The sequence below is a fragment of the Kaistella gelatinilytica genome (genome assembly GCF_015679325.1).
Lineage (GTDB): Bacteria > Bacteroidota > Bacteroidia > Flavobacteriales > Weeksellaceae > Kaistella > Kaistella gelatinilytica.
In genome coordinates this window covers 125,056-139,875 of record NZ_JADPVI010000001.1, presented here as the reverse complement: position 1 = coordinate 139,875, position 14,820 = coordinate 125,056, and the positions used below count along the sequence as shown (strand labels likewise).

13 protein-coding genes are annotated in these 14,820 nt (G+C 34.7%); 5 read left to right on the top strand and 8 right to left on the bottom strand.

What is annotated here, in order from left to right; all coding sequences use genetic code 11:
- Positions 1-75: 75 nt before the first annotated feature.
- Complete coding sequence (locus IV494_RS14685; protein WP_230379803.1) at positions 76-2,811, bottom strand: ATP-binding protein; 2,736 nt, start codon at positions 2,809-2,811, stop codon at positions 76-78.
- 292 nt (positions 2,812-3,103) lie between these two features.
- On the opposite strand from IV494_RS14685, the gene metG reads away from it, so the two are divergent.
- The gene (metG, locus tag IV494_RS00595) at positions 3,104-5,137 is read left to right on the top strand and encodes a methionine--tRNA ligase (RefSeq protein ID WP_196078237.1); all 2,034 of its coding nucleotides are present in this window, start codon (positions 3,104-3,106) and stop codon (positions 5,135-5,137) included.
- A 39-nt stretch (positions 5,138-5,176) separates the two neighbouring features.
- On the opposite strand, the gene IV494_RS00590 is transcribed toward metG, so the two are convergent.
- Entirely contained in the window at positions 5,177-5,887 is a 711-nt protein-coding gene (locus IV494_RS00590) for a class I SAM-dependent methyltransferase (RefSeq protein WP_196078236.1), read from the bottom strand.
- A gap of 158 nt (positions 5,888-6,045) precedes the next feature.
- Here IV494_RS00590 and IV494_RS00585 point away from each other — a divergent pair, with 158 nt between their 5' ends.
- Positions 6,046-6,519, top strand: coding sequence for an Mpo1 family 2-hydroxy fatty acid dioxygenase (locus IV494_RS00585; RefSeq protein ID WP_196078235.1), 474 nt, complete (start codon positions 6,046-6,048; stop codon positions 6,517-6,519).
- Between the two features lie 76 nt (positions 6,520-6,595).
- Here IV494_RS00585 and IV494_RS00580 read toward each other — a convergent pair whose 3' ends face one another.
- The 4 genes from IV494_RS00580 to dnaA form a co-directional block, all read right to left on the bottom strand.
- On the bottom strand, positions 6,596-6,973 hold the full coding sequence (locus tag IV494_RS00580) for a hypothetical protein (RefSeq protein WP_196078234.1): 378 nt from the start codon (positions 6,971-6,973) through the stop codon (positions 6,596-6,598).
- 63 nt (positions 6,974-7,036) lie between these two features.
- Complete coding sequence (locus IV494_RS00575; protein WP_196078233.1) at positions 7,037-7,735, bottom strand: SAM-dependent methyltransferase; 699 nt, start codon at positions 7,733-7,735, stop codon at positions 7,037-7,039.
- Positions 7,736-7,844: 109 nt separating this feature from the next.
- Positions 7,845-8,303, bottom strand: coding sequence for a low molecular weight protein-tyrosine-phosphatase (locus tag IV494_RS00570; RefSeq protein ID WP_196078232.1), 459 nt, complete (start codon positions 8,301-8,303; stop codon positions 7,845-7,847).
- 92 nt (positions 8,304-8,395) lie between these two features.
- Complete coding sequence (gene dnaA, locus IV494_RS00565) at positions 8,396-9,850, bottom strand: chromosomal replication initiator protein DnaA (RefSeq protein WP_039352015.1); 1,455 nt, start codon at positions 9,848-9,850, stop codon at positions 8,396-8,398.
- Between the two features lie 133 nt (positions 9,851-9,983).
- Between dnaA and IV494_RS00560 the strand changes: the two genes are divergently transcribed.
- On the top strand, positions 9,984-10,394 hold the full coding sequence (locus IV494_RS00560; RefSeq protein ID WP_196078231.1) for an acyl-CoA thioesterase: 411 nt from the start codon (positions 9,984-9,986) through the stop codon (positions 10,392-10,394).
- Between the two features lies 1 nt (position 10,395).
- Here IV494_RS00560 and pepE read toward each other — a convergent pair whose 3' ends face one another.
- Complete coding sequence (gene pepE / locus IV494_RS00555; protein WP_196078230.1) at positions 10,396-11,088, bottom strand: dipeptidase PepE; 693 nt, start codon at positions 11,086-11,088, stop codon at positions 10,396-10,398.
- A gap of 234 nt (positions 11,089-11,322) precedes the next feature.
- Here pepE and IV494_RS00550 point away from each other — a divergent pair, with 234 nt between their 5' ends.
- Together IV494_RS00550 and pheA are read left to right on the top strand one after the other, a co-directional pair.
- Positions 11,323-11,766: a hypothetical protein gene (locus IV494_RS00550; RefSeq protein WP_196078229.1), complete on the top strand. Its 444-nt coding sequence runs from the start codon at positions 11,323-11,325 to the stop codon at positions 11,764-11,766.
- Between the two features lie 189 nt (positions 11,767-11,955).
- Positions 11,956-12,795: a prephenate dehydratase gene (pheA, locus tag IV494_RS00545; protein ID WP_196079465.1), complete on the top strand. Its 840-nt coding sequence runs from the start codon at positions 11,956-11,958 to the stop codon at positions 12,793-12,795.
- A 25-nt stretch (positions 12,796-12,820) separates the two neighbouring features.
- On the opposite strand, the gene IV494_RS00540 is transcribed toward pheA, so the two are convergent.
- Complete coding sequence (locus tag IV494_RS00540; RefSeq protein WP_196078228.1) at positions 12,821-14,749, bottom strand: M1 family aminopeptidase; 1,929 nt, start codon at positions 14,747-14,749, stop codon at positions 12,821-12,823.
- Positions 14,750-14,820 lie beyond the last annotated feature (71 nt).

Below are 14,820 nucleotides of genomic sequence, written 5' to 3'. Positions count from 1 at the left end.
CTGCTAAAATTCCCAAACAAATCTGGGATTTAAGCAGACACTTTTAATTTTAAAACAGCAGAAAAAAATCAGTTCTTACACTGGTATTATTATGCTAAACGTAGTCCCTTTATTTTCTTCACATTCTACCAGCAATTCTCCATTGTGAGCTTTGGTGATAATATCATAGCTCATCGATAAACCCAAACCTGTGCCTTTTCCTGTGGGTTTTGTGGTAAAAAACGGCTGAAAAATTTTCTCCGCTATTTCTTTTGGGATCCCATTTCCGTTGTCTGAAACCTTGATGACAATTTTTTTATTTTCTTTCCTGGTCAAAACAGAAACAGTCGGTTCGTAATCTTTAATTCCTGATTTCGCTTTTTCATCGATGGCATAAAACGCATTCGTCAATAAATTTAAAATTACCCGACCAAAATCCTGCGGAATGATTTCTACTCTTCCGATGGTCTCATCATAATCAGTTTTGATCATAGCGTTGAAACTTTTCTCTTTGGCGCGCAACCCGTGGTATGACAATCTTAAATATTCATGACAGAGTGCGTTCAGATCTGTAAATTCTTTCACACCTTTTGAACTTCTTGAGTGTTGAAGCATACCTTTTACAATGGCATCTGCACGTTTGCCGTGGTGATTTATTTTTTCAAGATTTTGTTTGACATTCATGGCGATGGCTTTCGCTTCTTCAATATCACCTTTCCCTAATTCAGCATTCATTTCGTCTACCAGCTCTGCGCTGACTTCAGAAAAATTATTTACAAAATTTAAAGGATTTTGAATTTCATGTGCAATTCCAGCAGTTAATTCACCCAAACTGGCCATTTTTTCTGCTTGAATTAGTTGTTTTTGGGTTTCCTTTAAAGTTGATAAAGTGTGATTTAGTTCTTCATACGATTCAGCATTATCGATTGCAATCGCAGTATAAATGGCGATATTTCTCAGCATAAATAACTGGTATTCGGAGTAGGCATTTTCTTTGAAACTTTGAACCGTGATCACGCCCAACTTTTTACCTTTCACAATCAATGGCAGAAAAATAACAGAAACCGCCTGCAATCCTTTGTCCGGCATTTCGATTTCCTGTAAATGATTTTTATAATTTTTCGCCAGATTATGCTGGATAATTTCTTTACCTTCCTTGAAACATTTAGACCCAAAACGATTTTCATCATCTACAGAATTCGAATAAAATGGAAGCGGTTTGCCATTTTCATACGTACACGGAAACTCGAGGGTTTTTAACTGATCATTGTAAATACCAATACCAAAAACATTCGCATCCATCAACTTATTTACATTTTTATAAACCGTTCCAATTACTTTTTCGATGGATAAGGAAGAAGTGATTTTGCGACCAATATTATTAAGCAGTTCCACATTATCTTTTTGGTCAGAAAGTGCTTTGGCTTTTTCATCTATTTCCTGCTTTTGCACTTCCAACAGTTTATTTGCTTTCTGCTTCTGGCGATTATTCTTAAAAAGTAAATCGGCAACAGTGAAGATTAAAAGCAATAAACTTAGTGCTCCGATCAATAAATTTCTTTGTCCTTTTTTTTGCTCGTTCAAAACATTGATCTGTGCCTCTTTTTTATTTATATTATAAGTATACTGCTCAACGGCTGTGCGGTTGCGCACTTCGTCATTCATAATAGAATCCCGATATTTGATGTACAGTAAACGATTTTCGTAGGCATTTTTATAATCATTTTTCTTTGCGTAGGCTTCTGAAAGTGCAAGCGCATTGTCCCGTAGATTTTCTGTGCCGCCAGATTTTTTGGCCGAAGAAAAACCTAAATTGGCATAATAAACAGCCCGATCCGGATCACCATCTTTTAAATAAGCACGGGACAGAATTCCATAGATCCATTCTTCACCGCCTACATCATTTATTTGAGTTGCTCCCTTTAAAGCACTGTTCGCATATTGGAAAGCAAGTGGTAAATTATTCATTCTGGTATAAACATCTGCGAGATTGCTTTCATTAAGAGAGCTGTTGGTACCCAAAATTTTTCCGACCTCTAATCCTTTATTATAAGCTTTAATTGCTTCAGGATAATTTCCTGAAAGTCGGTATCGCTCTCCTAAGGCATTTTGAAGAAGATATTCATTGCCTAAATCTTTAAAGGTTTGATTTGCATTTTCTGCTTTGTTTAAATAAAGAAGCGCATTTTTTTGATCACCAATTTGCGCGTAAATATTTCCTAAACCGGTCCAACATATAATAAGACTTTTCGGATCATTCGCCAATTCGGCAAGATGAAGTGCTTTGAAATTATAATCGATCGCTTTCTCATAATCACTGAAAGCAGTTACGTAAGTATTCGCCAAAAGATATTTTGCGCGGGATTGCAAAATAAGATTTGATGATCTGGCTGCAACAGAATCAGCCTTTAGCAGGAACATTAATTTTTTTTGTAAATTATCATTGACCATCCCTTCAACGATAAAAATACTGGCTTTGAGTTCAGTATTTCTGGTTTTTTCTGAGATGACCGTCGCTTCCTTTAATAATCTTGAAAATTCTGCAGCATTCCCTTCTCTTCCTTTGACCAAAGCCAGGGAAACTAAAGCTTTTCCTTTTCCTTCAGGATAATTAATTTTATTCGAAATACTTACTGCTTCTGTGGCGAATTTGGACCGATCTTCGGGCATTACTGACAGATCAAAAGCCAACTCGTTAAGTTTATTCACCCGAAAGATATCCTCTTTCGCATGGTCATTCAATTCTTTTTTGAGCAGGTCAATCTGTAAGCTTTGTGCAGACATTATTGCACCCAGCGCAAATAGCGAGAATAGAAATAAATATTTTTTCATCATCAATGTTGTTGCTAACATTACATAAAACTACTAAAATGGATTTCAGAAGATTATTAATATTTAAGTGCTTTTATACGATTATTCCACCTTAATACAATATAAAATTACAATAAAAATAAACTAAACGACCATTCCTTATAAAAATATTAACGCACTAATTCCAAAATAAATAGATGAGCGCATTAAAAAAGACTCGCCACGACTATGATATAAAAAAAATAAGATCAAAGAACAACGATTTTTAATTAAGTCCTCAAACCCTTATCTTTGCAAAAATTAGAACGAAGAAATGTCAGACAGAAAATTAATTACCGCAGCTTTGCCTTATGCAAACGGTCCGGTTCATATTGGTCATTTAGCGGGAGTTTATATTCCGGCAGATGTTTACGCCAGATTCAACAGAAGATTAGGAAAAGACGTGGCTTTTATCTGCGGCTCCGATGAACACGGAATTCCGATCACGATTCGTGCCAAAAAAGAAGGCGTAACTCCACAAGATATCGTTGATAAATACCACGGGATCATCAAAAAATCTTTCGAAGATTTAGGGATTTCTTTTGATGAATATTCCAGAACAACTTCAAAAAGACATCACGATGTTAGTCAGGATTTTTTCAAGACGCTATATAATAAAGGAAAGTTTATCGAAGAAGTTTCAGAACAGTACTTTGATGAACAGGCCAATGAATTTCTTGCCGATCGTTATATCGTAGGAACTTGCCCGAATTGTGGTAACGAAAACGCGTACGGAGATCAGTGCGAAAAATGTGGTTCTACCCTTTCTCCTTCAGAATTAATCAATCCAAAATCAATGTTAAGCGGAAATGTTCCCATTTTAAAGGAAACCAAAAACTGGTACCTTCCTTTAAATGAATACGAAGATTTCTTGAATGAATGGATCATTGAAGGTCATAAAGACGACTGGAAACCGAATGTTTACGGACAGGTTAAATCGTGGTTGACCGACGGTTTGAAACCAAGAGCAATGACTCGCGACTTAAATTGGGGCGTTCCGGTTCCTCTTCCAAATGCAGAAGGAAAAGTACTTTACGTTTGGTTTGATGCGCCGATTGGCTATATTTCTTTCACCCAGGAATGGGCAGAAAAAAACGGAAAAGACTGGAAAGATTACTGGCAAAACGAAAATTCTGATTTGGTGCATTTCATTGGAAAAGACAATATCGTTTTCCACTGTATTATTTTCCCGGCGATGATGAAAGCACACGGCGATTATATTATGCCGACTAATGTTCCGGCTTTTGAATTTTTAAATTTAGAAAACGACAAGATCTCAACGTCCCGGAACTGGGCGGTTTGGGCTCACGAATATGTTCAGGAATTCCCGGGACAGCAAGATGTTTTGCGTTACTCACTTCTTTCTTCCGCGCCGGAAACCAAAGACAATAACTTTACTTGGAAAGATTTCCAGACCAAAAACAATTCAGAGTTGGTAGGAATTTTCGGGAACTTTATCAATAGAGTTGCCGTTCTGATCCACAAATATTACGACGGAGTTGTTCCAGCCGGAAATGAAAATGCCGATGAATTAAACGAAATTACAAAGGCGGCTACAGAAGTTGAAAATTTCTTAGAACATTACGAATTCAGAAATGCTTTGACTGCAATGATGAATTTAGCACGTTTCGGAAATCAATATCTTCAAATTGAAGAACCCTGGAAAACCATTAAAGACAATCCGGAAAAAGCTGCGGGATCCTTATTTGTTGCTGCACAGATTGCAGTTGGATTGGCGCAGATTTGCGAACCATTCCTTCCTTTCAGTGCAGAGAAATTACAGAAAATGTTTAATGTCTCTCAATTAACTTGGGAAGAGATTAAAAACGAAAAAATATTGATTAAAACCGGCCATTTAATTAATCCGGCAGAATTATTATTCTCTAAAATTGAAGATGAAACCATTGAATTTCAAATTCAAAAATTAGAGAACACGAAAGAATCCAATAAAAAAACCAATCCTAAAGCCAACCCGATGAAAGAAGAAATTCAATTTGATGATTTTACTAAAATTGACTTAAGAACTGCTACTATTTTGACCGCAGAAAAAGTAGAAAAAGCAGACAAACTATTAAAATTCTCAGTAGATACCGGAGTTGACGTAAGAACAGTTGTTTCTGGAGTTGCTGAAAGTTTCACGCCGGAAGAATGCGTTGGAAAACAAGTCATGATTTTATTAAATCTTGCACCGAGAAAAATCAGAGGGATCGAATCTCAGGGAATGTTGCTTTTGACCAACAATGCAGAAGGAAAATTAGTTTTTGTAACGCCAACCGAAACAGTAGAAAACGGTGTGGAGATTGGATAATATTTAATTCAAACCCTTCATAAAAAAAAGACCTGAAAATTAATTCAGGTCTTTTTTCGTTAATCTAGCCAGATAAGAATCTTCTTCCTGCAAAATTTTCTCAATCCTAAATCCGTTATTTTCCGCAGCTCGTTTAAAAGTTTCAAAATCCAGATAAAGCCATTTGATCGGTTTTTCGGTATCCAACTTATAGTGGATAAAATAATCGACTTCTCCGTAATAATGATCAGCCGGAACCATTACTCCAACATCTTCATCACGATCATACATGTACAAAATATCGGTCCCGTCAATTAAGATCTGTCCGTCATCGTTTAATAAAGAAGATAATTTCTCCAGATATATATCAATTTTATCTAAGCTTTCGAAAATCCCCGTTCCGTTCATCAAAAGCAAGATCGTATCGTAAGTTTGCCCCGAAAAATCCAGGATATTTGAACACAAAACATGTTGAACGCCTCTCAATTGGCAGACTTCTATAGATTTGGGAGAATTATCTAAAGCGAGAACTTCCAAATTCTTTTTTTGCAGATATAAACTGTGAGAACCGGCTCCTGCACCAATATCTAAAACCTTTCCTTTCGACAGTTCCAAAGCTTTTTGCTCGACTAAATTCATATCTTCAAAACCGCGAAAAAAATATTCTACGGGCAGTTCATCAATTTCTGAGATGGAAGTTTCCGTCAGCAGATCTTCAGCATTTTTGTCGTGATAAAAGTCCCAGATCGCTTTCCCCATCAAATCTTTCATTCTTAATAAATTTTTTCAAAAATAAGAAAATTCAAAACAATGTTATCGTTGTGAAATCATTGTGCACCAAATCAGAAATTGAAGCGATTTAAAATGAATTTAAAATAGCGTATTGAATTGAGGCAAAAATTTAATAATTTAGACCAATTATTACAACCATGAGAAAAATTGATCAACTCTTCGCAGAATATGCCGAAAGTCACCAAAACCACACCAACAAAACCATTCACTGGATTTGTGTTCCTCTTATATTCTGGTCTATTTTAGGATTTATTTCGCTTATTCCAGCGCCGCATTTTTTTCTTAAATATTTCGGAGCGATCAGTATTGTTTCCATAATTGCTTTGATTTTAGTCACTATTTTTTACATTAGATTATCCTGGCGAATTGGTTTGATCATGATTTTGATAATGCTGCTGATGGAACATCTGGTCTATTTCGTTAATGTCAAACTGCAGCATCAATCCTGGATTTTCTTTCTCGCAGTTTTCGTTTTATCCTGGATCGGACAATTTTACGGTCACAATATTGAAGGCAAAAAACCGAGTTTTCTAAAAGATCTACAGTTTCTCTTGATTGGACCGATTTGGTTATTGCATTTCCTACTCAAGAAAGCTGGAATTAAATATTAAAAACTTTAAAAGAGATCACAAAAAAACCGTTTCCTCAAAAATGAAGAAACGGTTTGATATTTTTAAAACTAATTTGCTAAGCGTTGAAGTGATTTTTTACTTCTTCTAAAAATTGCTCGCCACTCATTTTCTGATCAGTACCAAGTGTCACTTTTACATTTTTAAACTGAGGCGTTTCTGCAAGATGATTTTTAAACTGTTCTTGAATCGTTCCGGTACCTGTTAAATAAAGTTCTACCGTATTGGTAATCAAGTGTTCCAAATCTTTAAAATACTTTGCTGTGTTGGTCTGTTCAACGTTGTTTGCGTTTTTTTCGCTTGAATTTCCGTGTTGAACTTCACGTTTTACAGGATCGCAAAGGAAAAACATGAATGAGCTTTCGATATCATGATTTTTTACCACGATTGCACTTTCCGAATCCATCCAGATTCCTGCTAATTTTTTTTCTGACATAATAATTTATTTCAGCAGTATAATCAACTATGATGCAAAAGAGCTGTTAATGGTTGTTAAACTTTATTTTCCCAAAACAAATACGGCCGGAATTTTATGCAGTTCCGGTTTGTTTTTCTGCCATTCTTTAATGGTCAAAGTCTTGATGAATTCATTCTCAGGATCATTGATATTCCCCGCAATACAAAGCTTTATATGTGGCGAAAGAAACTTACAAAGATCTTCAAATAATGGATTATTGCGATACGGAGTTTCCATAAAAATTTGAGAATATCCTGTAGCATTCACTTGATTTTCAAGTGCTGTAATTTTAGATCTTCTTTCCGAACGGTCAATTGGCAAATACCCATGAAAGGTAAATTCCTGACCATTCAAACCACTGGAAATGAGCGCTAAAATAATCGAAGAAGGTCCATTAACAGGAATTACTTTTACGGAATTTTCGTGACACCATTTCACCATGACATTTCCCGGATCAGCGATACACGGGAGTCCAGCTTCTGATAACAAGCCGAAATCCTGTCCTTTGATCATCAACATCTGCGCTTCCTGTAGATCTTTTCTTTCAGAATATTTATCTAAAAGGAAAAGTTTCAGATCAGCTTGTTTTTTCTCGGGCGCAAAATATTTGATGACCTTTCGAGCCGTCTTTTCATTTTCCACAAAGAAATAATCGGTCTTTAAAATATATTCTTTAATCGATGGTGCAAAATAATCGAGGGGCGAGTTTTCAGATAAATAAGCTGGAATAAGGAATAACATGATTTTTTAGTATTTGAGATTTGAAGTACTTGAATGTTTGAGTTTTTGAGTTTTTGAGTTTAGAATTAAAATTTCTTATTTAAAAATTAATATTAAAACTTGGCTCTTTTTACTTTTTACCTGACTCTTTTAAAACGGACTCTTTTAGTTCTTCAGCAATCTTATCAGAAGCTTTATCGAGCATTTGATAGACCTTATCAAAATCTTCCATTTCACTCCAGAATGGATCCGGAACTTCTTGATCTCCTAAAATTAAGGAAACTTTTTGGCGTCCATTTTCATCCTTAGACAAAGCCAGTACATTTTTCAAATTGCTTTTATCCATTACATAAATGCGATCATAGATTTGAAAATCCTGTGGAACAAAAAGTCTGGATCGTTGATCAGAGATATCGATATTATATTTTTGGGCAGTCGAAACGGAGCGGTGATCCGGACTTTTCCCTGCATTATTCTCAAGTGTGCCTGCTGAATCTACTGTAAAATCATCGGGTAACTTTGATTTCAAAATCCCTTCCGCAAGCGGACTGCGACAAATATTACCGAGACAAACCATTAAAATTTTCATAAATAACTATTTTTACAAAGGTCGAAAATTAAAAATAAAAAAAAGGAATTTAAAAAAATCCCTTCTTATTATTTTGATATTTCACGAGCAAATTATTGTCTAATTTTTTCGCCTAATTCTTTTACGTATTTTTTCAGTTCCTTATCAATTTTCGAAACATCTTTGATCGTATCACAAGCGTACATAACGGTTGAGTGATCTTTTCCGCCCATTTCCTCACCGATTTTCGTAAAGGTTGCGTTGGTTAACTCTTTTGCAAAATACATCGCTAATTGTCTTGGTAAAGCAATTTCTCTTTTGCGTGTTTTGGATAAAAGCTGCTCTCTTTCAATCCCAAAATATTCACAAACAACATCCTGAATATAAGGAATATTGATTACTTTTTTCTGGTTCGCCGCGATCTTACTTATTGTTTCTTTCAACAATTCCAACGATAGGTCTGACTTATATATTGTCGAATAAGCGATGACTGAATTGATTACCCCGATCAATTCACGAACATTAGTTTTTACTTCCGATGCAAGGTAATCCAGCATATCTTCCGTTAAAACAATTCCGTCGCGGCTTAGTTTATCGATAATAATTCTTCTTCTCGTATCAAAATCCGGAGATTTTATTTCTGCGGAAAGTCCCCATTTGAATCGGGAAACAATTCTTTCCTGAATATCTAAAATATCAACAGGTGCTTTATCAGAAGTTAAAATAATCTGTTTTCCGTTTTGGTGCAGATAATCGAAAATGTGGAAGAAACTGTCCTGTGTCGATTTTTTTCCGGATAGAAACTGAATATCATCGATGATCAAAACATCAACCATCTGATAGAAATTCGCGAATTCTGTTTGTTTATGAGCTTTTGCAGCAGAAACGAATTGCTGAATAAATTTCTCGGAGGAAAGATAAAGAACTACTTTATCAGGATAAGAATTTTTAACTTCTAAACCAACTGCGTGTCCCAAATGCGTTTTACCAACTCCATAACCACCATGTAAAAACAGTGGATTAAATGCAGTGGCGCCCGGTCTTTTCGCAATTGATTTCGCTACAGTCGCCGCAAATTTATTACTTTCACCTTCAACATAATTATCAAAAGAAAAATCAGCTTTCAAATTAGAATCGATGTTCACTTTTTTCATTCCAGGAACAACAAAAGGATTGATCAGGTTTGCAGAAAATGAAGGTGGCAAAGTTTCCTGAATTTTTGGCGTAGGGATACTTTTCCCTTTAAAGTTGACGGTAATGGGTTTTTCCTGACCACTTGGTCTGTTTTCCATCACGGAATACCAAAGTTTTACGCCCTTTCCAATATTTTTTTTCAGCGCTGCAGAAAGCAAAGACAAATAATTATCTTCAATGTATTCTTTGTAAAAATCACTTGGGACCAGAAGCGTAAGATTATTGCTTACCAAAGAAACTGGCTGCACATTATCGAACAGTAAATCAAAAGAATTTTCTAGTTTTTTAAGATCTGTATTGTCTTCAGCGGCATTGAGATTATCTCTCATGAACTGTAGACAATTTTCCCAAATGAGAGTTAAATTTTCATTCATTTTCCTTGTGCAATTTTTCCTGAATTATTTAATTTTGGCAGGACAACAAATATCGAATTTTTAATTTTCTTAAAAAAATTTTTGTGCTATTGGTTATTTAAAAATATATTTGTATGATCAATTTTAAACTTCAATGATACACACAACCCACTCAATTAGAGTACGTTACGCAGAAACAGATCCCATGAAATATGTATACTACGGCATCTATGCACAATACTTCGAAGTTGCGAGAGTTGAGCTTTTTCGCACCTTAGGAATATCATACGATGAGATTGAAAATCAGGGAATTTGGCTGCCTGTTTCAGAGTACAGCATTAAGTATATGAAGCCTGCTTTGTATGATGAAATTCTCGAAATTCATACCTTCATCAAAAAAATTCCGGGAGTTCGGGTCGAGTTTGAATATGAAATTTATAACAGTTCTAAAGAGAAAATTACGGAAGCCAAAACAACACTTTTCTTTTTAGATTCCAGAACAAATAAAGTAGTAAAATGCCCGTCATTTTTAATGGAGTTCATCGAAAAAAACTGGCAGGAATAAATTATAACTCATTTCCCGCTTCAATTTCATAAGGTTCTTTGTTTTTTTCAAAAATTCGGGTGAGTTGATTTCCTTCGACCGTAATTTTTGACCCCACTTTTCGAATCCAGTTTCCTTCCCGAAGTCCGATCACCTTGGTGTCATTTTGCGTCAAAAATTCTTTGATCCGAGTTTCGCGGGTTTCGCCATTATGTTTCAAATCCGGATTTGCATCTAAATAATGCGGATTAATATTGAACGGTACCAAACCCATCGTATCAAAACTTGATGGATAAACGATCGGCATATCATTCGTCGTTTTCATATTGAGACCACCAATATTCGATCCTGCGCTGGAACCTAAATAAGGTTTTCCTTTTTCTACATTTTCCTTCAAAAGAGTCATTAAATTTTCTTCGTGTAAAGTTTTGACCAAAAGAAAAGTATTTCCGCCACCGGTGAAAAAACCTTGTGCTGAATTTATTGCGCCTATTTTATCCTCAAATTCATGAAGACCTTTCACTTTAATATTTAGTTTCGCAAAAAATGTTCTCGCTGTGTTTGTATAATCTTCGTGCGAAATTCCTCCCGGTCTTGCGAAAGGAATAAAAATGATCTCGTCAATTCCTGTGAAAAGTTCCGCTATTTCGTGTTGCAGATATTCAAAATAATTTCCGCCGAAAAGCGTTGAAGTTGATGCTAAAATAATATTCATTTGTAGAATTTTTATATCAGACAAAGATATTTAATATTTTTCCTCATCAAAGCCTGGTCAACTCACTTTTCAACATTAAAGATCATCACTTCTTAAAATAGACAATATCAATTATTATATTCGTAAAAAAATACATGATTTTTATCAATTACGCATTAATTTCTTAAATATTAACTTTTTTGAACTAAAACAGAAGTATATTTGCATAGAAATTAAAAACAAAAAAATATCAAGATGAATTATACAGTAGTAGGTTTGTTTCCAAACCAAAAATTCGCAAAAGAAATCTCAGAAGGAATCGAACAGTCAGGCATTAAAAATGAAGACTATATTATTTATACCACCAATAAAAACAGCTCCAAAGAAGATAAAAGAAACTTCTGGAAAAAACTTTTAGGTATTGATAAAACTCCGGCCAAAACTGAAGTTGAAAGTCTGATCACAAGTGTTGCAGTTCGAAATGAAGAAGAATTGAACACTATTAAAAAATCATTCGAAAAAAATGATGTTGTGAAAATCTATGAATTTCAAGACATGACGATCGAAGAAGCAAAAAATTTAGATTACGTAAAAAAAATTGTTGAATTGAGAGCAAAATCTCAAATCTATTCAATGCCTCAAATGTCTATTTCCCGTGGAGCAATCAGTGAAGGAATCAGCACCGAAGTCAGAGCGTAAAAGAAAAATATTTTCTGGATACTAAAATCTGTACTTTTTGTACAGATTTTTTTTTGTAGATCTGTTAATCCTTACTTATAAATTTTAGTGATAACCATCCAAAATTGAAAACTTTTCCAATCAAAATAAATAAAAAAATTATCTATGATAAAAAGCCTTTATCTCGAATGGCTTTTTTATTTTTGCTGGATGAAAATTGCTTTCCTCGGTCCACACGCAAGTTTCACGCAGTTGGCGTGTTCTCAAATTTTTCCTGATAACGATCTTGTTCCGCAGTCGAGCATTTTAGATTGCTTTAATGCGGTAAAAAATGGCGAGGCCGAAAAAGCAGTCGTTCCGCTCGAAAACTCTATTGAAGGAACCGTTTCTATGACTTTGGATTATCTCTACGATTTCGAAGATATTTTTATCGAAACTGAAGCGGTGATGCCGATCGCGCATCATTTAATGATTCATCCGACTAATGAAGATTTTGAGAAGATCATTTCTCATCCGCAAGCTTTGGCGCAAACTTTTCATTTCCGAAATGATCATTTTAAAAATATGGAAACGCAGGATTTTAGTTCTACTTCAGCTTCGGCAAAATTAGTCGCAGAAAATCCTCAGGAAAAATGGGCCGCGATCGCAAATTCTTACGCGGCGAAATTGTACGGTTTAAAAATCATCAATTCTAATATTCAGGATTTTGAACAGAATCACACCAAATTTATCGTCATCTCAAAGAAGAAAAATAATCTACAGTTAGATTTGCCTAAAACATCAGAGAAAACTTCTTTAATAATAACGCTTCCCGAAGATCACGCAGGAGGATTACATCAGGTTTTATCGGTTTTTGCGTGGCGAAAAATGAACTTGTCAAAAATTGAAAGCAGAACTTTGAAAACAGGATTAGGAAATTATTTTTTCTTTATTAATGTTGCTAATGAATGGCATTCAATTTTATCAGAAAACGCTTTGGAGGAATTAAGATCTTTTGGCGCGAATGTAAAATTTCTCGGACATTATAAGGAATATCTGCTGGAAGGTTAATTTACAATAACCTGAATTTTAAAGTTTATTTTTTCGAAAATTTTAAATTTTTTCCTTCTATTTTAATGATGTAAACGCCAGAATTCAAACTGGAAATATTAATAGAATTGGACGGTTTATAATTTCCTTTTTTAATTAATTTTCCATCCAACGCATAGATTTCGAAAGGTGTAATTTTTGAAATTCCTTTAAAGTTCAACTGATCTTTTACAGGATTTGGAAACAAAACAATCTCTTCTTTTACTTTAGAATCGGTCGCTAAAGCAGCATCAAAAACTACAGTCGAATTCTTTTCAATAATTTCATATTCCTTATTAAATTCTACGGTCGCAACCTGAAAATTCAAGGGTTTTGAAAAAGATTGACCATTCAAATTATTATCTAAAACCAGATCAGCAATTTCCCCATTCGTTCCGGTAATTGTAATTGGCAAAGGCAATTTGAAAAAACTTACTGAAGGATCACTTTGCGTTTGAGAAACCAAAAATTTAAGATCCTGATTTGCTACCGGCTGATTCCATTTAATGGTATAAGTTGGGTAACCTTCCCCATAAATCCAGTCATTAAAAAATTCTGTAAAATCTTTTCCTGTTGAAGTCAGAATCTGATTTTTGAAATCCTCTGTTTTTGCATATTTATAGATAAATGCCGGATTTGAAGTATAATCTTTCAACATTTGGTAAAAGATATCATCACCCAAAATCCATTTGATCATGCGCAACGTAAAACCGCCTTTTACATAGGTCAACCGTCCGCTGAAAACCGTAGCAATATTTCCCAAATCACTATCATTTACATAAATCTTTCCGTTCGGAAGGCTTGTAATCACATTAATCTGATTCGCTAAATGAGCCATAAATTCTGCGTGCGTCTTGATATTTTTCTCAAATATTACATGTTCTGCATAAGTGGCAAAACCTTCATTCAACCAGGCTTCATTCCAGGAACCACACGTAATTTTATCACCAAACCATTGATGGGAAAGTTCATGCGCAATCTCTGTTTTCCCGAAAGAACTCATGGAGGACATTGTTTGATGCTCCATGCAAGCTCCATTTACAGCAAATTCCATGTGACCGTATTTTTCATTTGAAAAAGGATATGGACCGAAATAATTTTCAAAAATCGTCATGCACTGCTTCGTCCATTCCAAATTATTTTGAATTGCAGGATTTGTACTCGTGTCAGGATATAAATAATTCACATACGGAAATGATGTATTTCCCATAACATCTGTGGTCTTCACAAATTCTCCTATGGAGAATGCAATCAAGTAAGCAGCGGTCGGATATTGGGTTCGCCAATATGTAACTTTTTTGTTGCCTGGAACTAAATTTTCAGACATTAATTTTCCGTTTGAGGCTACGCTGTAAAGTTCTGGCGTTGTAATTTTCATATCGAACCGATCAATTTTATCGTTCATACTTTGTTTCGTAGGGAACCAGTTTTGTGCGCCGTAAGGTTCAGATAATGTCGACATCACGGGACTTCCTGAATGGTTTCCCACATAAAAAGAAGTTCTGCCGGAATTATCGGGTACGCCTGAATATTTTACAGTCAAAGAATCCAACGTATTTGCGGGCAATGTTGTTGGGAAATCAATTTTTAATTCTTTCGTGGACAATTGCTGGAAATTTAAATTGGTTCCGTGATACAGAATTTCAGATACCGGAATTTGATCGGTGAAGTCAAAATAAATACTCGACATTGCTGAATTTGGTAAAAAATGAGAAGTTACCGAACCCGAAATCTGCAAAATTGCCGGATCTAAATTCACCTCCATTCTTTGGTATTTCAGATCATAATTTAAAGTGTTTGGATTCACATTAAAATTGATCATTTTTTCGTAATTCTTCAGTTCATTATCAACTAAAGTTTTGTTTTCAGAATAAGATTGAGAAAAAAGAGTTACCGAAAAAAGAGCAGTTAATATAAGGAGATATAATTTTTTCATGATCTAAAATTTAAATTAAAGATAAAAAAAACACCTGACAATCAATCAGATGTTTCTTAAATTTTAAAAAT

Bases quoted from the DNA above. Each gene is read 5' to 3' on its own strand.
- metG (WP_196078237.1), top strand. From the start codon at position 3,104: ATGTCAGACAGAAAATTAATTACCGCAGCTTTGCCTTATGCAAACGGT.
- IV494_RS00570 (WP_196078232.1), bottom strand. From the start codon at position 8,303: ATGAAAATTTTAATGGTTTGTCTCGGTAATATTTGTCGCAGTCCGCTT.
- pepE (WP_196078230.1), bottom strand. From the start codon at position 11,088: ATGAATATTATTTTAGCATCAACTTCAACGCTTTTCGGCGGAAATTAT.
- IV494_RS00540 (WP_196078228.1), bottom strand. From the start codon at position 14,749: ATGAAAAAATTATATCTCCTTATATTAACTGCTCTTTTTTCGGTAACT.
- IV494_RS00575 (WP_196078233.1), bottom strand. From the start codon at position 7,735: ATGTTATTCCTTATTCCAGCTTATTTATCTGAAAACTCGCCCCTCGAT.
- IV494_RS00585 (WP_196078235.1), top strand. From the start codon at position 6,046: ATGAGAAAAATTGATCAACTCTTCGCAGAATATGCCGAAAGTCACCAA.
- dnaA (WP_039352015.1), bottom strand. From the start codon at position 9,850: ATGAATGAAAATTTAACTCTCATTTGGGAAAATTGTCTACAGTTCATG.
- IV494_RS00550 (WP_196078229.1), top strand. From the start codon at position 11,323: ATGAATTATACAGTAGTAGGTTTGTTTCCAAACCAAAAATTCGCAAAA.
- IV494_RS00560 (WP_196078231.1), top strand. From the start codon at position 9,984: ATGATACACACAACCCACTCAATTAGAGTACGTTACGCAGAAACAGAT.
- IV494_RS00580 (WP_196078234.1), bottom strand. From the start codon at position 6,973: ATGTCAGAAAAAAAATTAGCAGGAATCTGGATGGATTCGGAAAGTGCA.
- IV494_RS00590 (WP_196078236.1), bottom strand. From the start codon at position 5,887: ATGAAAGATTTGATGGGGAAAGCGATCTGGGACTTTTATCACGACAAA.
- pheA (WP_196079465.1), top strand. From the start codon at position 11,956: ATGAAAATTGCTTTCCTCGGTCCACACGCAAGTTTCACGCAGTTGGCG.
- IV494_RS14685 (WP_230379803.1), bottom strand. From the start codon at position 2,811: ATGAAAAAATATTTATTTCTATTCTCGCTATTTGCGCTGGGTGCAATA.